This is a genomic window from Streptomyces sp. NPDC054866 (assembly GCF_053610745.1).
The window spans coordinates 567,523-590,761 of sequence record NZ_JBSGZA010000004.1 but is presented as its reverse complement, the minus strand read 5'-3'; the positions used below and the strand labels follow the sequence as shown (position 1 = coordinate 590,761).

The 23,239-nt window shown below is 71.8% G+C and carries 25 protein-coding genes; 15 read left to right on the top strand and 10 right to left on the bottom strand.

What is annotated here, in order from left to right; translation table 11 throughout:
• Positions 1–123 precede the first annotated feature (123 nt).
• Positions 124–654, bottom strand: a complete 531-nt coding sequence (locus tag ACWGI2_RS23390; protein ID WP_453697381.1) for a CGNR zinc finger domain-containing protein — start codon at positions 652–654, stop codon at positions 124–126.
• Positions 655–680: 26 nt separating this feature from the next.
• Here ACWGI2_RS23390 and ACWGI2_RS23385 point away from each other — a divergent pair, with 26 nt between their 5' ends.
• From ACWGI2_RS23385 to ACWGI2_RS23375, 3 genes are all read left to right on the top strand, one after another.
• Positions 681–1,196 carry a GNAT family N-acetyltransferase gene (locus tag ACWGI2_RS23385; RefSeq protein ID WP_453697379.1) on the top strand — a complete coding sequence of 172 codons (516 nt, stop codon included), beginning with the start codon at positions 681–683 and terminating at the stop codon, positions 1,194–1,196.
• Positions 1,193–2,461 (top strand): MFS transporter, encoded by a 1,269-nt coding sequence (locus tag ACWGI2_RS23380; protein ID WP_453697378.1) that lies wholly within the window; start codon positions 1,193–1,195, stop codon positions 2,459–2,461. Before ACWGI2_RS23385 ends, ACWGI2_RS23380 begins: the two co-directional genes overlap by 4 nt.
• Before the next feature lie 115 nt (positions 2,462–2,576).
• Positions 2,577–2,825 (top strand): hypothetical protein, encoded by a 249-nt coding sequence (locus ACWGI2_RS23375; RefSeq protein ID WP_453396242.1) that lies wholly within the window; start codon positions 2,577–2,579, stop codon positions 2,823–2,825.
• A 44-nt stretch (positions 2,826–2,869) separates the two neighbouring features.
• Here ACWGI2_RS23375 and ACWGI2_RS23370 read toward each other — a convergent pair whose 3' ends face one another.
• Positions 2,870–3,268, bottom strand: a complete 399-nt coding sequence (locus ACWGI2_RS23370) for a VOC family protein (RefSeq protein WP_453697377.1) — start codon at positions 3,266–3,268, stop codon at positions 2,870–2,872.
• A gap of 160 nt (positions 3,269–3,428) precedes the next feature.
• Between ACWGI2_RS23370 and ACWGI2_RS23365 the strand changes: the two genes are divergently transcribed.
• The 6 genes from ACWGI2_RS23365 (at position 3,429) to ACWGI2_RS23340 (ending at position 8,973) form a co-directional block, all read left to right on the top strand.
• Complete coding sequence (locus tag ACWGI2_RS23365; RefSeq protein WP_453396240.1) at positions 3,429–4,172, top strand: hypothetical protein; 744 nt, start codon at positions 3,429–3,431, stop codon at positions 4,170–4,172.
• Between the two features lie 259 nt (positions 4,173–4,431).
• On the top strand, positions 4,432–6,216 hold the full coding sequence (locus ACWGI2_RS23360; RefSeq protein ID WP_453697376.1) for a sensor histidine kinase: 1,785 nt from the start codon (positions 4,432–4,434) through the stop codon (positions 6,214–6,216).
• Positions 6,217–6,331: 115 nt separating this feature from the next.
• Complete coding sequence (locus ACWGI2_RS23355) at positions 6,332–6,751, top strand: roadblock/LC7 domain-containing protein (protein ID WP_453396238.1); 420 nt, start codon at positions 6,332–6,334, stop codon at positions 6,749–6,751.
• A complete protein-coding gene (locus tag ACWGI2_RS23350; RefSeq protein WP_160503229.1) occupies positions 6,748–7,110 on the top strand; it encodes a DUF742 domain-containing protein in 363 nt (120 codons plus the stop codon). The genes ACWGI2_RS23355 and ACWGI2_RS23350 overlap by 4 nt, the downstream gene beginning before the upstream one ends.
• Positions 7,091–7,705, top strand: coding sequence for a GTP-binding protein (locus ACWGI2_RS23345; protein ID WP_453396237.1), 615 nt, complete (start codon positions 7,091–7,093; stop codon positions 7,703–7,705). The genes ACWGI2_RS23350 and ACWGI2_RS23345 overlap by 20 nt, the downstream gene beginning before the upstream one ends.
• On the top strand, positions 7,702–8,973 hold the full coding sequence (locus ACWGI2_RS23340) for a cytochrome P450 (RefSeq protein ID WP_453396236.1): 1,272 nt from the start codon (positions 7,702–7,704) through the stop codon (positions 8,971–8,973). Before ACWGI2_RS23345 ends, ACWGI2_RS23340 begins: the two co-directional genes overlap by 4 nt.
• Before the next feature lie 41 nt (positions 8,974–9,014).
• On the opposite strand, the gene ACWGI2_RS23335 is transcribed toward ACWGI2_RS23340, so the two are convergent.
• Both ACWGI2_RS23335 and ACWGI2_RS23330 read right to left on the bottom strand, forming a co-directional pair.
• On the bottom strand, positions 9,015–10,241 hold the full coding sequence (locus ACWGI2_RS23335) for a cytochrome P450 (RefSeq protein ID WP_453697374.1): 1,227 nt from the start codon (positions 10,239–10,241) through the stop codon (positions 9,015–9,017).
• A gap of 181 nt (positions 10,242–10,422) precedes the next feature.
• Positions 10,423–11,163, bottom strand: coding sequence for a chitinase (locus ACWGI2_RS23330; protein ID WP_453396234.1), 741 nt, complete (start codon positions 11,161–11,163; stop codon positions 10,423–10,425).
• A 550-nt stretch (positions 11,164–11,713) separates the two neighbouring features.
• On the opposite strand from ACWGI2_RS23330, the gene ACWGI2_RS23325 reads away from it, so the two are divergent.
• Together ACWGI2_RS23325 and ACWGI2_RS23320 are read left to right on the top strand one after the other, a co-directional pair.
• A complete protein-coding gene (locus ACWGI2_RS23325; protein WP_453697372.1) occupies positions 11,714–13,189 on the top strand; it encodes a UDP-N-acetylmuramoyl-L-alanyl-D-glutamate--2,6-diaminopimelate ligase in 1,476 nt (491 codons plus the stop codon).
• A gap of 157 nt (positions 13,190–13,346) precedes the next feature.
• On the top strand, positions 13,347–14,906 hold the full coding sequence (locus ACWGI2_RS23320; protein WP_453697370.1) for a purine-cytosine permease family protein: 1,560 nt from the start codon (positions 13,347–13,349) through the stop codon (positions 14,904–14,906).
• Between the two features lie 21 nt (positions 14,907–14,927).
• On the opposite strand, the gene ACWGI2_RS23315 is transcribed toward ACWGI2_RS23320, so the two are convergent.
• The 4 genes from ACWGI2_RS23315 to ACWGI2_RS23300 all read right to left on the bottom strand — a co-directional run bounded on the left by ACWGI2_RS23315 (position 14,928) and on the right by ACWGI2_RS23300 (position 17,143).
• Positions 14,928–15,431 carry an SRPBCC family protein gene (locus ACWGI2_RS23315; protein WP_453697368.1) on the bottom strand — a complete coding sequence of 168 codons (504 nt, stop codon included), beginning with the start codon at positions 15,429–15,431 and terminating at the stop codon, positions 14,928–14,930.
• A gap of 88 nt (positions 15,432–15,519) precedes the next feature.
• Positions 15,520–15,867, bottom strand: a complete 348-nt coding sequence (locus ACWGI2_RS23310) for an Asp23/Gls24 family envelope stress response protein (RefSeq protein WP_453396230.1) — start codon at positions 15,865–15,867, stop codon at positions 15,520–15,522.
• Positions 15,864–16,538, bottom strand: a complete 675-nt coding sequence (locus ACWGI2_RS23305) for a hypothetical protein (RefSeq protein WP_453697366.1) — start codon at positions 16,536–16,538, stop codon at positions 15,864–15,866. The genes ACWGI2_RS23310 and ACWGI2_RS23305 overlap by 4 nt, the downstream gene beginning before the upstream one ends.
• Positions 16,529–17,143 carry an RNA polymerase sigma factor gene (locus tag ACWGI2_RS23300; RefSeq protein ID WP_453697365.1) on the bottom strand — a complete coding sequence of 205 codons (615 nt, stop codon included), beginning with the start codon at positions 17,141–17,143 and terminating at the stop codon, positions 16,529–16,531. The genes ACWGI2_RS23305 and ACWGI2_RS23300 overlap by 10 nt, the downstream gene beginning before the upstream one ends.
• Before the next feature lie 181 nt (positions 17,144–17,324).
• Between ACWGI2_RS23300 and ACWGI2_RS23295 the strand changes: the two genes are divergently transcribed.
• The 4 genes from ACWGI2_RS23295 to ACWGI2_RS23280 all read left to right on the top strand — a co-directional run bounded on the left by ACWGI2_RS23295 (position 17,325) and on the right by ACWGI2_RS23280 (position 19,606).
• Positions 17,325–17,846, top strand: a complete 522-nt coding sequence (locus ACWGI2_RS23295; RefSeq protein WP_453697364.1) for an Asp23/Gls24 family envelope stress response protein — start codon at positions 17,325–17,327, stop codon at positions 17,844–17,846.
• 62 nt (positions 17,847–17,908) lie between these two features.
• Positions 17,909–18,094 (top strand): hypothetical protein, encoded by a 186-nt coding sequence (locus ACWGI2_RS23290; protein ID WP_160503241.1) that lies wholly within the window; start codon positions 17,909–17,911, stop codon positions 18,092–18,094.
• On the top strand, positions 18,091–19,038 hold the full coding sequence (locus tag ACWGI2_RS23285; RefSeq protein WP_453697362.1) for a DUF6286 domain-containing Asp23/Gls24 family envelope stress response protein: 948 nt from the start codon (positions 18,091–18,093) through the stop codon (positions 19,036–19,038). The genes ACWGI2_RS23290 and ACWGI2_RS23285 overlap by 4 nt, the downstream gene beginning before the upstream one ends.
• Positions 19,022–19,606 (top strand): alkaline shock response membrane anchor protein AmaP, encoded by a 585-nt coding sequence (locus ACWGI2_RS23280; RefSeq protein WP_453697361.1) that lies wholly within the window; start codon positions 19,022–19,024, stop codon positions 19,604–19,606. Before ACWGI2_RS23285 ends, ACWGI2_RS23280 begins: the two co-directional genes overlap by 17 nt.
• A gap of 10 nt (positions 19,607–19,616) precedes the next feature.
• On the opposite strand, the gene ACWGI2_RS23275 is transcribed toward ACWGI2_RS23280, so the two are convergent.
• Both ACWGI2_RS23275 and ACWGI2_RS23270 read right to left on the bottom strand, forming a co-directional pair.
• On the bottom strand, positions 19,617–20,177 hold the full coding sequence (locus ACWGI2_RS23275; protein WP_453697359.1) for a rhodanese-like domain-containing protein: 561 nt from the start codon (positions 20,175–20,177) through the stop codon (positions 19,617–19,619).
• Between the two features lie 56 nt (positions 20,178–20,233).
• The gene (locus ACWGI2_RS23270) at positions 20,234–23,083 is read right to left on the bottom strand and encodes a BTAD domain-containing putative transcriptional regulator (protein WP_453697357.1); all 2,850 of its coding nucleotides are present in this window, start codon (positions 23,081–23,083) and stop codon (positions 20,234–20,236) included.
• Positions 23,084–23,239: the final 156 nt, after the last annotated feature.

Sequence of the window (23,239 nt, the reverse complement as noted above, 5' to 3'; positions counted from 1 at the left end):
ACTCCTGGGTCGCGTAGGGACACCCGCAGCGAACGCGAGCGCGCGGACGGCGATCGATCCCAGGAGTGAATACCAGAAGGCCGGCCGGAGAACAGGCCCCGGGCCCCGTATCCGGGGGCGGATTCAGTCGTCTCGCCCCGTGGAGCGCGCCCGGTGCCTGCGGACCGCGTCGCGGTTGGCGCACCGCTGGGAGCAGTAGCGCTGCCGCCCGGTGCGTGAGGTGTCGGCGGAGATCGTGGCGCACTCGGTCACGGCGCACCGCCGGAGCCGGTGCATGCCACGCCCTGCCAGGTGCAGCGCCGTGCCGACGGAGATCAGCTGGAACAGCAGGGCGCCGAGCGGCTGCCGTTCGTCGCGGTAGTGCAGGTGCCAGCCCGAGCCCGCGTGGTCGGTCAGCCGGGGGTGGGCCGCGGATGCCGCCAGCATCTGGTTGAGCCGCTCGGCACGCTCCTCCTCGCCGGTCGCGTCGACGACCTTCTCCCACGCGTGCAGCGCGTCCTGGGTGCGGCCGAGGTCCTCCGGCGTGACGGGCCGCTCCAGAACGAGCCCCGCCGCGCGGCAGCGGTCCGCGAGCTCATCGGCGGTCTCAGGGCGCCGGTTGGCGAGGTCGGCGGCCAGGTTCACGACTTCCTCGCCGTAAGGGTTGAGGTGCACAAGACCATTACATCAGGCTGACCGGCATGTCACAACGCACCGGAGACCACGCCGGCATACGCCCGGCGACACAGGACGACATCGCGGAGCTCGTACGCCTGCGGGCGCTGCTGTTCGAAGACCTCGGCGGCGACTACTTCAACCCGCCATCGGTAGACGGCAGTTGGCAGGACGCCCTGGCCGTCGTCCTCAAGGACCAGTTGGCCACGGGAAACACGCGGATGCTCGTCGTGGACGGCGACGGCGGTGGCGGTGACAGGGGTGACGGCTGCCTGGCCGCGTGCGCCATCGGCTCGGTCGAGCAGCGGCTGCCGGGCCCGCATCTGCGCAACGGCCGGGTCGGCATGGTGATCGGCGTGGTCACCGACCCGGCGCACCGGCGGCGCGGACACAGCCGCTCGCTCATGCGGGGCCTGCTCGACTGGTTCCGGGAGCGCGAGGTGGCCCGCGTGGACCTGTACGCATCGCACGAGGGCGAGCCGCTCTACCGCGAGCTCGGCTTCGTCAACCACCCCGATCCCGCCCTGTATTGGCGCCCATGACAGCCCTCACCGAGGTGGCGCACAGCACGTGGCGCTACCGATGGGTCGTCCTCGGCATCGCCACCTTCACGCAGGCCGCGGCCGGCTTCTTCGTGCAGGGAATCGGGGCGATGGGCATCCACCTGCAACGCGAACTGCACCTGAGTACCGTCCAGTTGGGGCTGCTGGTCTCGGCGGCCCAGTTGGTCCCGCTGGTCGGGCTGCTGGTCGCCGGGGAGCTGCTCGACCGCTGCGACGAGCGCTGGGTCGTCGGGGCGGGCGCGGGCGTGGTCGCCGTGGGCCTGCTCGTGGGAAGCGCGGCGCCGGGTTATGTGTCCCTGCTGCTGGTGCTGCTGCTCGTCGGCGCGGGCTACAGCACCGTGCAGCCCGGCGGCAGCAAATCGGTGGCGTCGTGGTTCGGCGCGTCCCAGCGGGGTCTGGCCATGGGCATCCGTCAGGCGGGGCTGCCGCTGGGCGCCGCACTGGCCTCGGCCGCGCTGCCTTTCATCGCCGGGGCCTTCGGCTGGCGGGCGACGCTCGTGACGGGCGGGTTGGTCGCGCTCCTGGGGTCTTGCGTGTTCATGGGCTTCTACCGCAGGCCGCCCGTCCCTGCCACGCGTCGGGACGGCGGGCCGCGCCCCTCGCTCAGGTCGCGGCTCGGCGCCCGGCTGAACATGCTCCGGGAACCGTCCATGGTGCGGATCATGCTCACCGGATCGAGCCTGATCTCGGTGCAGTGCGGCGTGGGCATCCTGACGGTGCTCTATCTGCACGAGACGGCGTCCGTCGGAGCCGGCCCCGCGGCTCTCGTCCTGGTGGCCGTCCAGGGGGCGGGCGTCGTCGGCCGGATCGCCCTGGCGGCCTGGAGCGACCGCGCCAGGTCCGGACGGTACGGCTCGCTCGTCCTCTGCATGGCCGCCGTACTCGCCGCGATGACTGTGCTGATGACCCCGCTGGGCCGCTCGCCCGCGGTCGCCTGCTGCACGCTCGTCTGGCTCGGCTTCTTCGGCTTCGGCTGGTACGGCCCCTGGGTCGCCCACGTGACCGAATCTGCTCCGCCGGACCGGACGGGATTCGCCCTCGGCCTCGCCATGTCCGTCAACCAGATCGCCATCGTGGTGATGCCGCCGGTGCTCGGCCTGCTCAAGGATCTCACCGGCAGCTTCGTGCCGGTCTGGGGACTCCTTTCGGCGATGATCGCCGTCGCCCTGACCGTCTCGGCCGGGGCACGGCCGGGCAACCGGCCCCGTTCGTGTGGCCGACCCGGCGTCTGCGGTCCACCGTGAAGCAGTACGAGGTGTTGCCGCCACCACGGCGGGTAGCCGCGCCTCCGCACCGGAAGCCGCCGTGAGACCGCGCGGAACGAGCGGAACGAAGTGAGAAGGACTGGAGGGATTCACCGTGAGCGAGGAGCTGCCCGAGACCCGGGGCGAGGACGAGACGCCCGTACCGAGGGATCTGCCCGATCAGCAGGCGTCGGAAGAGGAGGACCGCTGGGAGCCCGACGACGAGTCGGCGACCACGGGCAACGCTCCGGACGCCGACGACGACGTACCGGACACGGATGAGGCGGGCACCGGCCGGCGCGGCGCACCGCACTCGGGTGGCGTGCGCCCGGACCAGCCCGTGCCGGACGAGCCCGCCGACTGAGCGGAGTCATCGGAGACCGCGGGGCGGCCCCCGTCGGCGCGCGCTCAGCGGGACGGCCTCGGCTCCGCGGAGACGGCCAGGGTGAACGAGTGGCCCGCCGGGTCGCTGTAGGTCCGGGTGTCCCGGGGGCCGGCGTTGTCCTTGGTGTCCACGGGCCTGGCTCCCAGGCCGACTGCCTCGCGCTCCGCCTCGTCCATGTCGCCGCGGTCCACCAGGATCCTGAGGTGCGCCTGCTGCGCGTCCTCGGGCCGCGGCCAGCTCGGCGGCGCGTAGCCGTAGTCCCTGTGGATCGCCAGGCAGATGCCCTGCGCGTCGTAGACCTCGACATAGTCGGGGTCGTTGCCCATGCTGGCCGTGCCTCCGAGCAACCCCGCGTAGAACTCCGCGAGCTCCTCGGGCTTCGCGCAGTCCAGGACGAGGACAGCGGTCTTCTTCACACCCATGGGGTCCCTCTTCTGTAGACATGGATCGGCATGGTCCGGCACAAAGGCGGTGGCCGTCTCACCCGGCCACCCCGCGACCGTCCGAGTGCCCCGCTCGGCCCGCCTCAATCGGCGTCCCCCGCGGGCGCACGGGTGTCCCGACGCGGGTGACACTGGGGGCATGCGCCTCGTCGACCAGTGCCCGCCCCCTTCCGTCTACGGCCGTCTCCGCATCGAGCGGAGCGACCTCTCGCCCGCCCGCTGGCTGGAACAACGCCCGCCCCACGACGACGGATTCGGCACGGTCGCCGGTGTCTGCGCGCCCGGCTTCGAGGCGTACGCGCGCATCCTCCACCCGGCCTGGCTCGGCGCGGAGCCTGTGCGGTGGGACCAAGTGGCCGCCGTGTACGGCAGGCCGGTGTCGGCGGGGACGCGCTGGCACGAGCTGATCGGCCTCGGGGACCGCCTCCTCTACCGCAACGACGACACCCCAGCCGTCCCCGGCGTCTGGGACGAACACCCCGACGAGGGCCCGACCCCCGCCGGCGTCGCCCGCGCCCTGATCCCCGTGCTTTCCCGGCACACGGCCACACCCGAGCGCTGCTGGTACGGGCTCTGGGAGGGGTACGGCCAGTACAACTGGGACGGATATCCCGTGTTCCGCACCCCGGGCCGTGACGAGATCCTGCTCTCCGGGCCGCTGACCGACGCGGACTCACCCGCGTCACCGGGCGGCGACGCCGATGAGTGCGCGCCGCCCGAACTCCCCGACCTGTGGTGGCCCGAGGACCGAGCCTGGTGCGTGGCCGGTGACGTCGATCTGGTGAGCACGTACGTCGGCGGTTCGGCGGCCTGCGTCGCGGATCTCCTCGCGGCTCCTGGCCTTGAGGCGTACGAGATCGCCGAGACGTCGGCGGTCGACTGATTCACCGTCAACCACTGTCCGTGCGGAGTCGAACTCCCCTATCACGGCGTCATGTTCGAGGGGCGAGATCACGACGAAAGCCCTTCCGGGGCGGCCTGTTCCGACTCCCTGTCCTCCGCGCCCGGCGGGGTGACTAGCATGGCGCGATATGTGGCCCGGAAGATCGCCGTCCCCTTTGGCGTTCCCACCGGGCCCGAGACCGATGCGCGCATCGGTCGGCTCGTTGCTTACCTGCACTCAAGGACCGAGGGACCGCTGAATGCCCGTGCCTGCTCCTCCCAGCCCGCACCGAATAGAGAAGGCGCGTCGGCGCGCGTCGGCCCTGCCCGTGGTCGTGCTGGTGGTGACCGCCGCGGCCGGGGCCGTCGCGGGCGTCATGGCACCGGACGGCGCCCGGGCCTGGACGGTGGCTTCGGTCCTTGCCGGCTGGCTGTGTCTGGCGATCGCGCTCGTGACGAGTTCCCTGCTCGTCAAGCGGGTCCGCGAGGCCGCCGCCGCGGACCACGCCGAGGCCGCGTCCCTCAAGGCTCAGCTGGCGCGCCAGGGTGCCGAGGCCGCGCACCTGGTGAACGTCACGCTGCCGACCGTGGTGAAACGGTTGCGCGACGGGACGAGCGCGAGTGAGACCTTGGCGCAGACGGCGCCGCCGTCGGATCCGCAACTGCGCCAGGTCGTCCACGTGTTCGCGTCCGTGGTGGAGGAGACCGTCAGGCACGCAGCCGACGTCGAGTCCCGACGCGACCACGCCCAGGGCCAACTCGCCCAGGCGGCCGAAGAGTTGGACCAGCTGACGGCGGTGACGCTGCCCTCGGCGATCGAGCGGCTGCGCGACGGCGCCTCCGCGGACACGGTCCTCGCCGGTCTCGAGTGGCCGCGCAATCCCCTGCTGCGGGTGCCCGCCGAGTCGTTCGTACGGGAACTCGCCTACAGCGAGCGGCGGGCGGCTGCCGCGCAGGCGGCGTCCGCCAAGGCGCTGAGCCGGGTGCAGGCCAAGTCCGTGAGCATGCTCGCGGACCTGCGGGACATGCAGGAGCGGCACGGTGTCGAGGTCTTCGGCGATCTGCTGCGCCTGGATCACAGCACGTCGCAGCTGGGGCTCATGACCGACCGGCTCGCCCTGCTGATGGGCGGCCGCTCCAGCCGTGCCTGGAACAAGCCGATCGTCATGGAGAGCATCCTGCGGGGCGCGGTGGGCCGGATCTCCGCCTATCAGCGGGTGCGGCTGCACTGCTCCACGACCGTGGCGATCGCGGGGTTCGCCGCGGAGGGCGTCATGCACGTCCTGGCCGAACTCATGGACAACGCCGCGAACTTCTCCCCGCCCATCGACGAGGTGCACGTCTATGTGGAGGAGCGCAGCGCCGGGATCGTCGTGACGATCGAGGACAGCGGCCTGAAGATGGCCGACGCGGCGATGCGCCGTGCGGAGCAGTCGGTCTCCGGGCACGTCACGGACCTGGCCTCGCTGCAGGGCACCCGCCTCGGTCTCGCGGTGGTGGGGCGCCTCGCCGCCAAGTACGGCATGAGCGTCAACTTCCGTCCGTCCTCACGCGGCGGCACGGGCGTCGTGGTGCTCCTGCCCCCGCAGCTCATGGCCCAGCAGCGCGACCCCGCTCCCCAGCAGCTCGCCCCCCGCGGCGCCGAACCGGCGCCCGCGCCGACCCCGGCAGCCCCCGCACCGCCGGCAGCGGAGATCCCCGCCGCCCCGGAGCGGCCCGCCGCCCCCGTGCAGCCCCCGGCCGGTGCTCAGGCACAGCCCCAGCCGGAGCATGCGCGTCCCGCGGCGGCCACCACCAACGGCCTGCCCGTGCGCGCACCCGGCCGCACCATGGCCGAGGCGGAGCGTGAGCGCGAGCAGCGCAGGGCGGCGTCCGACGCCGCCGCCGGGGCAGGGTCACTTGCCGGTGACGCGGGGCTGCCGCCGCGTGACGCCGGTTCCCGCTTCGGTGCCTTCCACCGCGCGCGGCGGGCGGCGGGCGACGTGCCCGGCTCCCCCGCGGCACCCGAGTCCCCCGCCGATTCCGGGCCGCCGCCCGCCGAGTAGACCGAAGCCACCCGCACGGCGCCCGGGCTCTGGCGCCCCCCTTCCCCGCTCGAAATCGTGAGATTGGAGGGACGGGCAGGTGACCGGAAGAACCGCGCATCTCGCCCCGCCTACCATGCAGACCACTGACAACAGCCTGACCTGGCTCCTGCAGAGCCTCCTGAAGCGCACCCCCGGTACGCGGCACGCCCTGGTGCTCTCCCGGGACGGCCTGAAGCTGTGCTGGAGCGAGCATCTGACGCTCGACCAGGCTGACCAGCTGGCGGCGATCTGCTCCGGCATCCAGGCCCTCGCCCAGGGTGCCTCCATGGAGTTCGGCGACGGGACCGGCGGCGTCCGGCACTCCATGACCGAGTTCCACGGCGGGCTGCTCTTCATCGTCGAAGCCGGCCTGGGCGCGCATCTGGCGGTGGTGGCGGAGGAGAACGCCGATCCCGGAGTGGTGGGGCATCAGATGACCGAACTCGTCGAGCAGATCGGTGAACATCTGCGCGCCGAGCCGCGCGGTCAGGCCGAAGGCAGCGGCTCCTCGTGACGCCGCGCAGGCCCGTGGACATCGGTGATCCGGACCGGCTCTACACGGTCACCGGCGGTCGCAGCCGCGCCGACGACGATTCGTTCGACCTGGTCACGCTGGTGGTGAGCGAGTGCGAGCCCACTGCGGGGATGCAGTCGGAGCACGTACGCATCCTCGAACTGTGCCGGCATCCGAGCGCCGTGGTGGAGATCGCCGCGGAGATGAAGCTGCCGATCACGGTGGTGCGGATCCTCCTTGGTGACCTGCTCGCGATGGGCCGGATCACCGCCCGCCATCCCCGTGCGGCCGGCTCGGCCGCCGCGATCCCCGATTCCGCCCTTCTCAAGGAGGTGCTCCATGGGCTCCGCAACATCTGAGCTGCCCTCCCGTACGCCCCTTTCCGACACTGCCGAGACCGGCTTGAAGATCGTCGTCGTGGGCGGCTTCGGGGTCGGCAAGACCACGCTGGTCCGGTCGGTCAGCGAGATCCGTCCGCTGAACACCGAAGAGGTGATGACGCAGGCCGGTGTCGGCGTCGACGAGACGGCCGACGTCGCCGCCAAGACCACCACGACGGTGGCGTTCGACTTCGGCCGCATCAGTCTCAACGAGCGTGTGGTGCTCTACCTGTTCGGTGCCCCCGGCCAGGAACGCTTCTGGTTCCTGTGGGACCGGCTCTTCGCCGGCACGCTCGGCGCGGTCGTCCTGGTCGACACGCGGCGGATGGACGACTCCTGGTACGCCATCGACCGTCTCGAACACCACAAGACGCCGTTCGTGGTGGCCGTCAACCGCTTCGACGACGACACCTCCAGGCACTCGCTGGATGAGATCCGCCAGGCCCTCGCGCTGCCCGACCATGTGCCGCTGATCGACTGCGACGCACGGGTGAGATCGTCGGGCAAGGACGTCCTGATCACCCTCGTGGACCACCTCTACGCACTGGCCATGGCCCAGGAGATGACACCGTGACCGAGCCGACCGGATCCCCTTACGAGCAGAGCCCGCCGCCCGGTTGCCCGGCCCACGCGGGTACGGGCGCGGTGCGCCTGGGCGGTCTGGAGTACCAGCAGACGCCTTCGCAGCTCTACCGCACCCTGCGCAGGGAGCACGGGGCGGTCGCGCCGGTGCTCCTCGACGCTGACGTGCCCGCGTGGCTGGTGCTCGGCTACTCCGAGGTCAGCTATGTGACCTCGCACGACGAGCTGTTCGCCCGCGACTCGCGCCGCTGGAACCAGTGGGAGCACATCCCCGCCGACTGGCCGCTGCTCCCGTTCGTCGGCTACCAGCCTTCGGTCCTGTTCACCGAGGGCGAGGAGCACCGCAGGCGGGCCGGGGTGATCACGGAGGCCCTCGAAGGAGTCGACCAGTTCGAACTCGCCCGGGACAGCGCCCGGATCGCCGACCGTCTCATCGCCTCGTTCGCCGGCAGCGGCCAGGCGGAGCTGATGGACGCGTACGCGCACGCGCTGCCCATGATCGCCGCGGTGCAGATGTGCGGCATGCCGGACGCGAGCACGGACACGCAGCAACTCGTGGACGACCTGCGGATCTCGCTCGACGCACATGAGGGCGACGACCCCGTGGCGGCGTACACCCGCGTCGGGGAGCGCATCCAGCTCCTGGTCAAGGAGAAGCGGGAGAAGCCCGGAGCGGACGTCACGTCACGGATGCTGACGCACTCGGCGGGCCTCACCGACGAGGAGATCGTCCAGGACCTGATCTCCATCATCGCGGCGGCGCAGCAGCCGACGGCCAACTGGATCTGCAACACGCTGCGGTTGATGCTGACCGACGAGCGGTTCGCCCTGAACGTGTCCGGCGGTCGCCTCAGCGTGGGCGAGGCGCTCAACGAGGTGTTGTGGCTGGACACCCCGACCCAGAACTTCATCGGCCGCTGGGCGGTGCGCGACACCCAGCTCGGCGGGCGGCAGATCCGGGCGGGCGACTGTCTGGTGCTCGGCCTCGCCGCGGCCAACACGGACCCGCAGATCTGGCCGGAGTCGCATGTCGGCCCGGAGAACTCGGCGCATCTGTCCTTCAGCCACGGCGAGCACCGCTGCCCCTACCCGGCTCCGCTGCTCGCCGACGTCATCGCGAGGACCGCGGTCGAGACGCTCCTGGAGCGGCTGCCCGACCTGGTCCTCGCGGTGGAGCCGCACGAGCTGACGTGGCGCCCGTCCATCTGGATGCGCGGTCTGACGTCGCTGCCGGTGCAGTTCACGCCTGTGGCGCACTGAAGCGGTGCCGGGGCGCCGCCTGCGGGCGGCGCCCCGGTGGGTCAGGCGGTGACGGGCGTGAACCGCACCGGCAGGGACTGCGGTCCGCGCGTGAACACCCCTTGCTCGACGGGGTCGAAGCCCTCGGCGAGCCGTATGTCGGGCATCGCGTCGAGGAGCTGGCCGACGCCGATCTCCACTTCGGCCTTGGCAAGGAGGGCGCCCACGCAGAAGTGCCGTCCGAGGGCGAAGGAGAGGTGATCGGCGGCGGCGGAGAACGCGGTCGTCGTGGTCAGGTCGTCACGGAAGATGTCGAAGCGGTCCGGGTCGCGGTAGCGCTGCTCGTCGCGGTTGGCCGAGCCGATCAGGCAGGTCACGGTGGCCCCGGCGGGGATGGTGCCGCCGGTGACCTCCACGTCGGTCGCCGACTGCCGCATGATCATGTGGACGGGCGGCGTGTGGCGCAGGGTCTCGGCGAAGGCGCGGGCGATCAGGGTGCGGTCCTGGCGGACGGCTTCGAGCTGCTCGGGGTGCATGAGGAGGTTGGCGAAGATGCTGGCGATGGCCTTGTCGGTGGTCTCGCCGCCCGCCGCGAGCAGCAGGCTGCAGAAGGCCTTGATGTCCTCGTCGCTCATGCGTACGCCGTCGACCTCGGCGGCGCACAGTGTGGAGAGCAGGTCGTCGCCGAGGTTGTCGCGGCGCTCCCGGATGATCGGGATCATGTACTCGGCGAACTCCACCCGGGTGCGTTCGCCGGCCGCCGCGACCTCGGCGTCGCCCGCGAGGTTGCCGAGGAAGGCGATGACGGTGGTGTACCAGCCGTGGAAGCGCGCGTGGTCGGCCTTGTCCAGGCCGAGCATGTCGGCGATGACGTTGACGGGGAAGCGGGTGGCGTAGTCCGCGACCAGGTCCACGCTGCCGGTGTGCCGGAAGGCGTCGATGAGTTCCCGGGAGTTGCGCTCGATGACGGGCAGGAACTTCTCCTGGAGGTCGCTGCCGCGGAACGCCGGTGCCACGAGCGCGCGCCGCACGGAGTGCTCCCGGCCGCTGAGCTGGAGGATCGTCTTGCCGTGTACGGGCTCGATCTGCCAGTCGTAGTTGTCGGTGGTGAACTGCGAGGCCTTGTCCTTGAACACGCGCTCGACGTCCTCGTACCGCGAGATGATCCAGCTCTGCGTCGCCTCGTGCCAGAACAGCGGCGCGCTCTCCCGCATCACTCGGTAGGCCGGGTACGGGTCCTTGGCGAACTCGGGCGAGAGGATGTCGGGGACCTGCTGCGCGGTGGACATGTGGCTCCTAGGTCAGAGACAGGCAACGCGCACCAGGCTATTGATCACTTACTGAGGCAACCAGCCCCTCCCGGCCGACGGTTGAGCACTGCACTAATGTTGGCCGAAAATCACCCTCGCCCCGCCGGTCGGAAACGGCGGGGCGAGGGGACCTTGACCGGCCATTCGGCCGCCGGGGCCGTCAGCAGCTGAGCTTGTCGCCCGGGGCGACGTTGAGGATGCCGGTGAACCGGGTGTAGTTGTTGATCCGGCTCTGCACCTGCTCGGGGTTCTTCCCGTCGCATTCCAGGCTGCCGTTGATGCTGCGGATTGTCTCGCCGAAGCCCTTGCTGTTGACCATGGCGTTGTGCGGGGTCATGGTCCCCGGGCCGTTCTGCGTGTTCCAGTACCAAAGGCCGGTCTTCCACGCCACGGCCGCGTCGTTCTGCACGAGGTCGGGGTTGTTCAGGAGGTCGATGTTCAGGGCGTCGCCCGCCGCCTTGTAGTTGAAGTTCCAGCTGAGCTGGATCGGGCCGCGGCCGTAGTACTTGTCGTTGCCCGCGGGACAGCCGTAGGGCTGGGAACTGTCGCAGTAGTGCGGGTAGTTCGCGGTGTTCTGCTCGACGACGTGGACCAGACCGCCCGTCTCGTGACTGACGTTCGCGAGGAAAGCCGCCGCCTCCTGCTTGCGTACGGTGTCGCTGCCGGTCCCGGTGAACTCGGGATAGGCGCTGAGCGCCTGCGTGAGACCGCTGTAGGTGTAGAAGGAGTTCCGGTTCGGGAACATCTGGTTGAACTGGGCCTCGCTGACGGGGAATTCCGCCGCCGCGGCCCGCTCCCCCGGCCCCGTCTTCTCGGCGGAGGCGTTGGGCGCGAGGGTCAGGACGGTGAGCACGGCGGCCGACGCGGTCGCGGTCAGCGCGGCAAGGACACGAGGACGCATGAGGGATCACTCCTTGGCGGGCCGGCGCATGCGTGTGCACGGCCGCCCGTCACGTGGTGGGGGGGGGGGAGGATGTGGGTCGCGGCACACCGGGAGCTGCAGCTCTCCGGAATGGCTCCTACCGTTGGACTAGACCATACCGAGTGACACGTCCACGTCAATACCTCTTCGTGTGCCCGCGGTTGACCCGCAGTTGGTCCGCGGTCGAGTGCGGAGATCGCTCGGCGTGAGGGCGGAGATCGCTGGGAGCGTTCCGGTTACGTCCGCGGCCGGCCGACGCGGCCGTACACTGGAGCGGTGTCGGGCAGGTCCCTGCTCCGCCCGGCCACCTGTGATCAGCCCTCCACGACCCGGATCCGGTCCTCTGCGACCAGTCGTGCGGCGCACGGGTAGCGTCCTCGGCCGTCTTGGCCCTTCGGCCCGCACGCAGATATCCCCCTGTGGGGCCCGCTCGCCTTACGCGTATCACCGCGGATTCCGGCTCGCCGTCGCCCTGCCCCTCAGGCCGGGCGTGCGCGGTGTGCCGCGGACCGCCTTCGAGGGGACTGTTGTGAAGCTCAGCGCACTGCTCGACGGGCACGACCACCACGTTCTGCACGGTGACCCGGAAGTCCCGGTCACCGCGGGAATGACCTTCGATGCCGGGCATGTGACGCCCGGATCGCTGTACGTCGCCGTTCCGGGCCACGAGGAGGGCGGACCCGGGGGCATCGGCCGGGCACTGGAACGAGGGGCGGTGGCGGTCATCTCCGAGGGCGGCCCACTGCCGGACGCGGAGTCCGCCGGGCAGGAAGTGTGCGTGGTGCGGGTGGCCGACGCACGGGCGGCCGCCTCGCTCGCCGCCTCCCGGTACTACGGCGATCCCGGCCGCGCGATGGACATCGTGGCGATCACGGGGACGAACGGCAAGACCTCCGTCTCGTACATGGTCGAGTCGGCGCTCAGGCTGGCCGAGGGCGCGAAGGTGGGGGTGATCGGCACCTCGGGAAGCCGGATCGGGACCGAGCGGATACCGATGCCGCGGTCGGTCCTCAGCACCCCGGAGTCGCCGGATCTGCACTATCTCCTCGGCCACATGCGCGACCGGGACGCGAGCAGCGTGGTGCTCGAAGCCACCTCCATGGGTCTGTTGCAGCGGCGCCTCGACCATGTGCCCGTGGGCATCGGTGTCTTCACCAATCTCACCCAGGACCACCTGGACGACCACGGGACGATGGAGCACTACAAGAACGCCAAGCTGCGCCTCTTCACAGGGCTGTGCGACCGCGCGGTGGTCAACGCCGACGATCCCGTCAGCGCCGAGATCATGGCCCTGATGCCGGGCGCTGTGACCACGTACGGGCTGGACGCACCGGCCGACTACCGGGCGAGTGATCTGGTCGTGGACGCGGCGGGCACCCGCTTCACGCTCCACCACGACGGCCGCAAGTACCCTGCCGCGATCCCGATACCGGGCCGCTTCTCGGTGTCCAACGCGCTGGCCACCCTCGCCGCGTGCCATCTCCTCGGGCATGAACTGCCCGCCCTCGTCTCCGCGTTGGACCGGATGCCGCCCACTCCGGGCCGGCTCGAACGCTTCACCACCGCGCAGGGGGTCTGCGTGATCGTCGACTACGCGCACTCTCCCGACTCGCTGGAGAAGGTCCTCGCCACGATCCGCGGCTTCGCGACCGGGTCGGTGATCACCGTCTTCGGCTGCGGCGGCGACCGTGACGTCACCAAGCGGGCCCTGATGGGCGAGATCGCGGGCCGTCACTCAGATCTGTGCGTCCTCACATCGGACAATCCCCGCGACGAAGATCCCGAGGCCATCCTGGACCAGATCGTTCCGGGTCTGACGTCCACCGGGACGCCCTTCCACCGGGAGGCCGACCGCCGCGCCGCGATCTCGCACGCGCTGACCTCCGCGCGGCGCGGCGACATCGTGCTCGTCGCGGGCAAAGGCAGCGAGCCGCACCAGATCGTCGGCGAACGGCTCATCCCCTTCGACGACATGACAGTGGTCCGCGAACTCGACGCGCTGTAGGGACGATTCACGCAGGCGGATGTGCGATTCATCCACCGCGTCGGCGTGCGCAGTGCGAATCGGGCACTGGTGCGCCGGGGCGCGTGGCGTTTACGGTCCCTGCACTTTCCGCCACAGCACCTCGCACGCCGGGGTGCTGCCACCCAGGGAGCCGCCTGTGCCCAAGGAGCCATCTCCGTCCGTCACCGAGGTCGAGACGCACGGAGTCGAACGCATCCCGGACGCGGACCGCACGGCGGGGCCGCTCGATCTGTTCCGGCTCGCGTTCGGCGGCGCCAACACCTTCGCCACCTGCGTGCTCGGGGCGTTCCCGATCCTGTTCGGGCTCTCCTTCTGGCAGGGGCTCGCCGCGATGCTCATCGGGCTGCTCATCGGCGCGCTGCTGCTCGCCCCGATGGCGGTGTTCGGGCCGCGCAACGGCACGAACAACGCCGTCTCGTCGTCGGCGCATCTGGGCGTGCACGGCAGGATCGTCGGCTCCTTCCTCTCCCTGCTCACCGCCGTGGCGTTCTTCTCCCTGTCGGTGTGGAGCTCGGGCGACGCCCTCATCGGCGGGGCGCACCGGCTGCTCGGGGTGCCGGAGAGCGACGTGGCCTACGGCTGCGCGTACGCCGTGTTCGCCGCTCTCGTGCTCGCCGTGTGCGTCTACGGCTTCCGCTTCATGCTGCTCGTCAACAAGGTCGCGGTGGTGGCGGCGACCCTGCTGTTCGTCCTCGGCCTTGTCGCCTTCGCGGGGGACTTCGACCCCTCGTACGCCGGGATCTTCACCGCGGACGCCGACCGGGCCACCCAGGACCTGTTCTGGCCGTCCTTCATCGGCGCCGCGCTGATCGTGCTGTCCAACCCGGTCTCCTTCGGCGCCTTCCTGGGTGACTGGGCGCGCTACATCCCGGCCGAGACCCCGCGCCGCAAGGTGATGGGAGCGGCCTTCCTCTCGCAGGTCGCCACGGTGCTCCCGTTCGGCTTCGGCCTGGCGACGGCGGCGATCATCGCCGAGCAGGCGCCCAAGTACATGGACCCGGCCGCCCCGAACTTCGTCGGCGGTCTGCTCGCGATCGCGCCCGGCTGGTACTTCCTGCCGGTCTGTCTGATCGCGCTGATCGGCGGCATGTCCACCGGGACGACCGCGCTGTACGGCACCGGCCTGGACTTCTCCTCGGTGTTCCCGCGGCTCGGCCGTGTGCAGGCCACCGTTCTGATCGGCGTCCTGTCCATCACGTTCATCTTCGTGGGCCGGTTCGGCTTCAACCTCGTCCAGGCGATCTCCACGTTCGCCACGATGATCATCACCTGCACCGTGCCGTGGATGATCGTCATGATGCTCGGCTACGTCACCCGGCGCGGCTGGTACGACCCCGAGGCGCTGCAGGTCTTCACGCGCCGTCAGCACGGCGGTCGCTACTGGTTCGCCCGTGGCTGGAACTGGCGCGGCATGGCGGCCTGGTGGACCGGTGCGGTGACCGGCGTCCTTTTCACCAACATTCCAGGACAGTTCGTCGGGCCGCTCGGCGACCTCGCGAACGGCGCCGACATCAGCCTCCCGCTGGGAGCCGCCGTCGCCGCGATCGTCTACCTCGCCCTGCTCGCGGCGTTCCCGGAGCCGCGCGGGGTGTACGGGCCCGAGGGGCCGCGCTGGGTGCGCGCGGCCGACACGCCGATCGCTCCGATCACCGGGCCGCCGGGCGCCCCCGAACCCTCAGCGAAGGTGCGGGCGTAGCTCAGTGCGCCCTCTCGAAGCTCAGCGCGCCTTCTCGAACTCCCGCTTGAGGTTCTTCAGCGTCCTGTCGATGTTGCCGACCTGAAAGACGGCGAAGGTGCGTCCGCCCGTGGCGATGCGGTCGAAGGCGTTGGCCACGAAAGTGGGCCAGGACCGCCTGTCGTCCGTCCAGGTCTCGGTCACCTTGGTGCCTCCGTCACACTCCTGGAACCGGTACTCCCAGGTGGCGATGGGGGCACGCAGCCGGGGGCGCTTCAGCCCTATCGCGTGCACGCGGAAGGCGAAGCGCCGCCCCGGCTCGGCCTTGGTCACCGTGCAGCGCGTGGTCCAGCGGAACGGGCCGCGCTTGTTGTGCCCCTCGAAGACCAGGCCGACGACGGCGGGGCCTTCGCCTCCGGGCACGGTCGCGCCGAGGTTCTCGGGGCTCCAGCGCCCCATCAGAGCGGGCCGGCTGACCTGCTCGTACACCGTCCGCGGTGACGCCTCGACCAGGATGCTGCGTGACACTGTGAACGTGCGGGTCATGACAACTCCGATCCTCGACCCGCGACCTTACTCACCAGTAGTCGGGATGTCAGCCCCCACTTCGCGCCCCAGAGTGCCCCAGAGTGCCTCAGACCCGACCGGTGACCGTGACGGCGACACCGGGCGCGGCCGGCTCGCCGGTCACTCGCTCGACGGCCTTCGCCGCGGCCGAGCGCACCTCCCGTGTCACGTCCAGGGCCCGCCGCCCCCGGTGCAGGACGACGTACACCTCCACGCTCAAGGCCCCCGTGTCCTTCTCCCGCCGCACCTGTACTCCCGCGGAGCCCGCCGGAGTACTGGGCAGACCGCGCCTCAACACCGCCGACGACCGCAGCAGGTCCGCGAGGCCCGGCCGCAGGAAGGCGACCCCCGGGGTGCCGAGGACCGCCTCTATGACGGCGTCCGCCACCACGCGCGCAACGTCCCGCTCGCTCATCGCTGCCGCCCTTCTGTGCTGTCGTCATCGTCGCTATCGTCGTCGTCATCGATGAGGTCGCTGATCGTCACGTCGACGACCGCGATCCGCATGCCGAGCTCGTCGTCCACCGCATCGAGCACTCGCCCGCGCACCCGGTCGGCGGCCTCCGGCAGGTGCCACGTGAGCGGGACCTGCACCTCGATGCGGATCCTGACCGGCCCACGCGCGAGGCGACCGGCAGGCGCCGGGGACGCGGGCTCGTCCAGCGGGCCGATGCGGCAGCTTCCCGCGCGCACGCCCGGAAGGGACTCGGCCGCGGCCCGGACCGTTCTGGCCGCGGCGGCCTCCACGATCCACGCGTCCTCGTCCTCGTCGCCCAGCGGCAGCGTCCGGCCCGGCCGCAGCTCCAGACGCACCACGTCCATGACACGGCCCGCGAGCGCGGAGGTGTCCTGTTCCCGCGGTGCCGTCTCGCGCGCCTCCGTGACGATCCCCTCAAGGCGCAGCAGGGCGTTCAGGGCCTGCGTGCAGTGCGGGCAGCCGTCGGTGTGGGGGTCGGGCACGCCCGCCTCCCGCTGTTCCCATACGTGCGACAACTCGCGCCCGCAGGGCAGCAGTTCGTCATCGGGCAGCACTCCGAAGCCCGCCTCCCGCTCGTCGTCCGGTACGGACTCTCCGTTCATCGCCATGCGGCCATCGCCTCCGTCAGATAGCGCCGCGCCCTGAAGACACGGCCGCGGACCGCCTCCGGACTGATACCGACCGTCTCGGCGATGGCCTCGTAGGGCGCGCCGTCCAGCTCACGCAGCACCCAGCACACCCGCTGCTCCGGCGAGAGTCCCTCCATCGCCCGCGCCAGGTCCGCCACGGCGGCGTGCCCCTCGGCCACCCGCGCGGGCGAGACCTCGTACTCCGGCGCGGCCGGCTCGGGCAGGAAGTCGAGCGCCACGACCGGCCGCCGCGAACGCAGCAGGTTCAGGCAGCGGTTGGTGACGATGCGGTAGATCCACGTACCGAACTGCGCGTCCCCGCGGAATTCCGGCAGTTTGCGCCAGGCGCTGACGAAGGAATCCTGCACGGCGTCCTCCGCCTCCGGGCGGCTCCCGAGCAGGCGCGTGGCCAGGCGCAGCGCCATGGGCGCGTGGCGGTGCACGAGGGCTTCGAAGGCCTCCTCGTCGCCCTCCGCCGCCCGCACCGCGAGCAGTCCGTCGTCACGTCCCGAGGACGCGTCCGCCTCCTCACGTCTTGAGGACGCGTTCGCTTCCTCGGCTGTTCCGCCCCGGTCGCCCGGCACACGCGGCTCCTCTCACTTCGGTCGTGCTCGTACGACACACGAAGGGCCCTCCGCGTTACGCGGCCCAGGAACGCTACATGCCGGGACGGGAAATTCCCGCGAGGCGCGTAACGGAGCCGGGGTACCCGGGTCGGAGCAGGAGAAGAGGCGGGGAAACCCCTGACGACGAGGAGACGCCACCATGACGACGCAGGACCTCACTTCGAGCACAGGAGCACCCGGAAGCACCGGGAAGGACCTCACCGGCGAGGCTCGCAGGAGCACGCCGGGGGCCACCACCGTCAGCGGAGTCACCGGCGCGGCCGAGCCCGCGGCGACGCGGGGCAAGACGTCCATCGCCGATGTCGTGGTCGTGAAGATCGCCGGCATGGCGGCCCGCGAGATCCCCGGCGTGTTCGACATGGGCGGCGGCCTCTCCCGCACCATCGGCGCCGTGCGCGACCGCGTTCCCGGCGGGCGCCCCAACGTCGGCCGCGGGGTGAAGGTCGAGGTCGGCGAGCGGCAGACGGCGATCGACCTCGACATCGTCGTCGAGTACGGCGTGCCCATCACGGACGTCGCCCACGACGTGCGCGAGAACGTCATCTCGGCGGTGGAGCGCATCACGGGACTCGAGGTGGTCGAGGTGAACGTCGCCGTCAACGACGTCCACCTGCCCGAGGACGACAGCGCGGACTCAGGCGCCGAGACCCGCGTCGAGTAGCGCACGGCCCTGCCCCACGCGGGCCAAGACGTGACGTCCCCTTCTGCGGTGTGAGGTGAGTGGTGAGCACAGCTCTGGTCGGCCTGATGGCGGGCATGGCCCTGGGATTCGCCGGGTGGTTCGGTGGCTTCGGCGCGTTCCTCCTGGTCGCCGCGCTCGGCGCGGTCGGTTTCGTCCTCGGGCGCCTCGTCGACGACGGCACGGACATCCGGGCCTTCCTCGGCGGGCGTGACCGGGAGCGGCGATGACCACGCCCGCGGCGGAGCGCGGGGTGACGACCGTCGCGGACCGCGCGGTGCGCCGCATCGCGGAACGCGCCGCGACAGAGGCACTGGCTCCCGGCGCGGTCGAGGTCGAGGGAGGTTCGGCGGCCGTGCGCGGCCGCCGGGCCCGGGTCGGCGTCACCGTGACCCTGCCCTACCCCGCCGTGCTCGACGAGGCGGGCGAGAGCGTACGGTCACACGTCGCCGAGCGCACGGCCCGGCTCACCGGCCTCACCGTGCCCTCGGCGCGGATCCGCGTCCGGGGTCTGTCCCGGGGGCTGCCCCGCGAGGAGTTGTCCGGCGGGCAGCTCGCACCGCAGGTGGCCCCCACCGAGGCGGCGGGGATTCGCGCACACCGCCCCTGGTCCCAACGCCGCCTGCCCGTCGGGGTGTTGGCCCTGCTCGCCGCCGCGGCCTGCGGAGTGCTGCTGTACGACGTGGTGTCCGTGCACGCCGCCGGGCAGGCTCCCGCGCGGTGGCGGGTCGAGGTGATGGAGCGGCTCGCCACGCACGGCCCGAGCAGCGGCACGGTCATGGGTGCGCTCGCGGCGATCGGAGTGTTCGCGCTCGGTGTGTGGCTGCTGGTCCTCGCCGTCACGCCGGGCCGTCGCAGCGTGCTCCCGATGAGGCCGCCGCTGCCGGGGGTGCGCGCGGTCCTGGATCGCAGGGCGGTCGCGGTCCTCCTGCGGGATGCCGTGGCCGGCGTACCGGGCATCGGACAAGTCCGGGTCAAGGTCGGCCGCCGTACGGCACGGGTGCGCGCCGGGCTTGAGTTCGGTGAACGGGAGCGTGCGAGGCGGGCGGTGGCCGAGGCCGCCGAGGCGGCGACAGCGGAGCTCGGCCTCGCCGGACCGCTGCGGCTGCGCGTGCGCCTGCGTACGGAATCCACCGCAGCGGAGAGGAGCACTCCTGATGAGCCGACTCCGTAGCGGCACGAACCGCTCAACTCTGCTCTGTGCGGCGGCAGTTCTTCTTTTCACGGGAGCCGCACTGGCTTCCGCGGCGGCTCCCGTCCGCGACCGGCTGCCGTCAGCCCTGCCGCGCGTAGGCGCCGACCGGGTGTGGCTGGACCAGGAGATGCTCGGGCGGTGGCGTGATCACGGCTGGTGGCCGCCCGTCGTGATCGCCGCGCTGGCCGTCGGCACCGTCCTGTTCCTCTGCTGGACCGCCGCCCAGATCCGCACCGGCCGGCTGCGCGAACTCCCGCTCGGGCAAGCCGGTGTCACCCTCTCGGCCGCGGCCCTGGCCTCCGCGATGGCCGAACGCGCCCGAGCCGTCGACGGCGTGGCCCGCGCGCACGTACGCCTGCTCGGACGCCCCCGGCGGCTGCGCGCCCGCATGACGCTGGTCCTGGACCCCGACGGCTCCCCGGAAGCGGTACTGCGCGAGCTCGCCCGGGGCACCATCGCCGAGGCACGGGCGGCGGCGGCACCCCGGACGCTGGAGGCGGACGTGCGCCTCACGACCCGGCGGCACCGGGCGCGCCGTATCCACTGAGCGGCTACGGCTACAGGGCTTCCAGCGTGGCGCGGAGGTCGGTGGCGCGAGGGCGGTTGTGCGGAAGCCTGGCGAGCACGGCGGCCATGCCGCAGGTGTCGGTGACGGCGGAGAAGACGAGGCCGGCGCCGACACCCGCGGCCAGCCAGCGCGCGGGCCCGAAGCGGGTTCCGGCGGCGAGGCCGAGGACGACGAGGGATCCGGCCGCGAGCCGCACCTGCCGCTCCATCGGCCAGGCTGTCGGCGCGCCCTCCGAGGGGTGCAGCGGGTGGCCCTGTTCGGCCCAGGCGGTGGTGCCGCCGGCGAGGGTGGCGGCGGGGATGTCGGCGGCGGCAAGCTCGTCGCAGGCGGAGGCGGAGCGCTTGCCGGAGGCGCAGACCATCAGGAGCTCGCCACGGGCTGCCGCGGCCTTGAGCTCGGGCAGCGCCATGTGCAGGTGGTCGACGGGAATGTTGTGGGCTCCGGGAAGGTGGCCGGAGGCGTACTCGCCGGGGCTGCGGACGTCGATGACGGTGTAGCGGTCCAGGCGGGCGGCCGCCTCGGCGGGGGCCAGATCGGTGGGGGGAGTCATGGGGAGCTGTCCTTTCGTTTCCCCAAGGCTCTCACCCCGGCAGGCGGTCCTGTCCTTCACCTCGGTGTGCCGGAGGAGGGTGGCGACTTGGGCGAGTGGGGCGCCCTGAGTCGGGCCAGTACCTGTTCGGCCTCTGCGGTGCGGTTCTGGCCGCGGTAGAGCGTCAGGGCCTGCTCCCAGGCTTCGCGGGCGAGAGCGGGGCTGTCCATGGCGTGGTGGGTCTCGGCCAGGTTGGCGAGGGTGTCCGCCTCGTTCGAGAAGTCCACGTACTCGCGGAAGAGGGCCAGGGCCTGCTGGTAGTACTCCAGGGCCTGCGCGTGCCGGCCGGTGTGGTGCGCGATGTAGCCGAGGCTGTCGAGGACGGAGGCGGCGTCGGCGGGACGGCCGTGTTCCCTGTAGAGGCGCAGCGCCTGCTCGCAGTGGGTCCGCGCCTGCGGATAGCGGCCCAGCTGGGCGTGCATCCAGCCGACGGCGTTGAGCTGGTTGGCCTGCCAGACGGGGTTGTCCAACCGCAGGTAGAGGTCGAGGGCGCGCAGGGCGTGCTCCAGGGCGCGCTCGTCGTCGCCGTACTGCTCCCAGACCCGGCCGAGGGTGCGGCATATGTGTGCCTGCCCCGCGGTGTCCTCGGTGCGTTCGGCCAGGGCCAGGGCCAGGCCGAGCTGGTCGAGGGCCTCGCGGTGGTCCCCTGTCAGGGAGCGGGCGTGGCCGTAGCGCCAGTGGGCGAGGGCTCTGGGGGTGGCGGTGGCGCCCTGGCGTTCTGTCGCGGTCAGGGCGGCCCGCCAGACGGTGAGGTACTCCGTCAGGTGGTAGCCGCCCTGGTGGTACGAGATGAGGGACCAGGCCAATTGCCACACCTGGGGGTGGCGGCCGGTGGCCAGGGCGAGGGACTGGACGGCGAGGAGGCATGCGTGTTCCTCGTCGAACCACCGGAGCGCGGCCGTGGTGTCCGCCGGAGTCAGCGGGCGGCACCCGGGCACCGGCGGATCGAGCCGGGCGTCGAACGGCGTGTTCGGGCCGTCCAGGAGCCGGTTGGCCGCGTAGGCGGTGTGCACGTGGAAGTCGACGAGCCGGGTCAGCGCGGCCGCTGCGTCCTGGCCGGTCTCATGGGCGAGTTCGGCGGCGTACAGACGGACCAGGTCGTGCATCCGGTAGCGGCCCGGGCGGTCCTGCCGCACCAGGTGGGCGGACTCCAGTTCCGTCAGGAGAGCCCGGGCGCGGGCAGGCGGGAGCGCGGCGAGGCTCGCCGCCGCGGCCAGGCTGATGTCCGGTCCCGGCGCGAGGCCCAGGAGGACGAACAGGGTGGCGGCCTGCGGGGTGAGCACGCGGTGGGAGGCGGCGAAAGCCGCGCGGAGGCTGGCGGTGAGGTCACCGATGTCCAGCGCGTCGAGGCGGTCGGCGGCGTCGTTCAGCTCCGCGGCCAGGACGGCGAGCGGGAAGTCCGGGTGGGTGGCGGCGCGGGCGGCCACGATCCCCAGGGCCAGCGGAAGGCCCGCGCAGTGGTCCATCAGCACGGACACGGCGTCGGGTTCGGCCGCGACCCGGGGTACGCCGAGATGGCTGACCAGCAGGTGGTGCGCCTCGTCCCGTCCGAGGACGTCGAGCGGCACCAACTGGGCGCCGTGCGTCGCCACCAGTGCGGCGAGACGGCTGCGGCTGGTGATCAGAACGGTGCACGAGGGGCTGCCCGGCAGCAGGGGGCGGACCTGGTCGGCGTCGCGGGCGTCGTCCAGGAGGATCAGCATGCGCCGCCCGGCGACCAGGCTCCGGTACAGCGCGGTCTGTGCGTCCGGGTCCGCCGGGATGCTGTCCGGGTCGACGTGCAGCGCGTCGAGGAAGGCGCGCACCACGCCTGCGGTGGGGATCGGTGGCTCGGCCGGGTCGAACCCGCGCAGGTTCACGTACAACTGCCCGTCCGGGAACCGGTGCGCGTTCTCGTGCGCCCAGCGCAGGGCCAGCCAGGTCTTGCCGATGCCGCCGATGCCGCCGATCGCGGAGATCACGACGGTCCCGCACGGGCCGTCACCCGTACCCGCCGAAGCGGCCAGGGCCTCGGTGAGCTGGTCGAGCTCTTTACCGCGGCCCGTGAACACCCCTGGCGGCGCGGGGAGTTGGCGGGGAACGGGAAGCGGCGACGCGGCCACCGGCGGGGAGTGCGGCGGGTCCAGCGAGGGGTCCGCCGTGAGGATCCGCTGGTGCAGTTCCCGCAACGGCGCCCCGGGGTCCACGCCGAGTTCCGCGGCCAGCCGTTCCCGCGTACGCCGGTAGTGGCCCAGTGCATCGGCCGCGCGGCCGGATCGGTACAGGGCGAGCATCAGCTGACCGGTCAGCCGCTCGTCCATCGGGTGCGCGTCGGCCCCCGCGGTCAGTTCGGCCAGCAGCTCGCCATGACGGCCTTGCCGCAGCATGAAGTCGTAGCGGTCGAGATCGGCCGCGAGCCGTTCGCGTACGAGGGTTTCGCGCAGCGCGCTGAACCACGGCGTGTCCAGGGCGGCGAACGGCTCGGCCTGCCACAGGCCGAGCGCCTCGTCGAACAGGGCCACGGCACGCTCGTCGTCCTCGGCGGCCCTGGCCTGCGCCACCAGGTCTCTGAACCGGTGCAGGTCCACCGCCGATGCGTCGACGGTGAGCTGGTAACCGCCCGGTTCCTTCCCGATTCGTGCACCGGCGCCCTCAGCCAGGATCAGGGCCTGTCGCAGGCGGGACAGATAGCTGTAGAGGGTGGAGCGGTACCGCTGCGGGAGCCGGTCCGCCCAGATCCGATCGGCCAGTTGGTCCACGGAGACGGTGCGGTTGGCGTCGACCAGGAGCGCCGCAAGCACACTGCGCTGCCTCATGTGCCCGATGTCGAGCGGCCGGCCGTCCACCCGGACCGCGATGTCACCGAGCACCGTGAACTGCGCCGTCACCGCACCGAACCTCCTGACCGCCTGTCCGCCTGTCCGTGTCCTGCCGGACCGCAGGACCGCAGGACCGCCGACCCGTCCACCACCCTGACCTGGTCATTCAAGGTCTGTCCAAGGTTTGGCCACAGTCGTCCGGAAACAGTGGGCCGTGCGGCGCCC

What these genes read in the sequence shown, in the direction of transcription:
- ACWGI2_RS23280 (WP_453697361.1), top strand. Translation starts at nt 19,022, where the DNA reads ATGAGCCGACTCCGTAGCGGCACGAACCGCTCAACTCTGCTCTGTGCG.
- ACWGI2_RS23310 (WP_453396230.1), bottom strand. Translation starts at nt 15,867, where the DNA reads ATGAGCGAGCGGGACGTTGCGCGCGTGGTGGCGGACGCCGTCATAGAG.
- ACWGI2_RS23335 (WP_453697374.1), bottom strand. Translation starts at nt 10,241, where the DNA reads ATGTCCACCGCGCAGCAGGTCCCCGACATCCTCTCGCCCGAGTTCGCC.
- ACWGI2_RS23275 (WP_453697359.1), bottom strand. Translation starts at nt 20,177, where the DNA reads ATGACTCCCCCCACCGATCTGGCCCCCGCCGAGGCGGCCGCCCGCCTG.
- ACWGI2_RS23370 (WP_453697377.1), bottom strand. Translation starts at nt 3,268, where the DNA reads ATGGGTGTGAAGAAGACCGCTGTCCTCGTCCTGGACTGCGCGAAGCCC.
- ACWGI2_RS23365 (WP_453396240.1), top strand. Translation starts at nt 3,429, where the DNA reads ATGCGCCTCGTCGACCAGTGCCCGCCCCCTTCCGTCTACGGCCGTCTC.
- ACWGI2_RS23295 (WP_453697364.1), top strand. Translation starts at nt 17,325, where the DNA reads ATGACGACGCAGGACCTCACTTCGAGCACAGGAGCACCCGGAAGCACC.
- ACWGI2_RS23330 (WP_453396234.1), bottom strand. Translation starts at nt 11,163, where the DNA reads ATGCGTCCTCGTGTCCTTGCCGCGCTGACCGCGACCGCGTCGGCCGCC.
- ACWGI2_RS23360 (WP_453697376.1), top strand. Translation starts at nt 4,432, where the DNA reads ATGCCCGTGCCTGCTCCTCCCAGCCCGCACCGAATAGAGAAGGCGCGT.
- ACWGI2_RS23380 (WP_453697378.1), top strand. Translation starts at nt 1,193, where the DNA reads ATGACAGCCCTCACCGAGGTGGCGCACAGCACGTGGCGCTACCGATGG.
- ACWGI2_RS23345 (WP_453396237.1), top strand. Translation starts at nt 7,091, where the DNA reads ATGGGCTCCGCAACATCTGAGCTGCCCTCCCGTACGCCCCTTTCCGAC.
- ACWGI2_RS23315 (WP_453697368.1), bottom strand. Translation starts at nt 15,431, where the DNA reads ATGACCCGCACGTTCACAGTGTCACGCAGCATCCTGGTCGAGGCGTCA.
- ACWGI2_RS23385 (WP_453697379.1), top strand. Translation starts at nt 681, where the DNA reads ATGTCACAACGCACCGGAGACCACGCCGGCATACGCCCGGCGACACAG.
- ACWGI2_RS23355 (WP_453396238.1), top strand. Translation starts at nt 6,332, where the DNA reads ATGCAGACCACTGACAACAGCCTGACCTGGCTCCTGCAGAGCCTCCTG.
- ACWGI2_RS23285 (WP_453697362.1), top strand. Translation starts at nt 18,091, where the DNA reads ATGACCACGCCCGCGGCGGAGCGCGGGGTGACGACCGTCGCGGACCGC.
- ACWGI2_RS23305 (WP_453697366.1), bottom strand. Translation starts at nt 16,538, where the DNA reads ATGGCGATGAACGGAGAGTCCGTACCGGACGACGAGCGGGAGGCGGGC.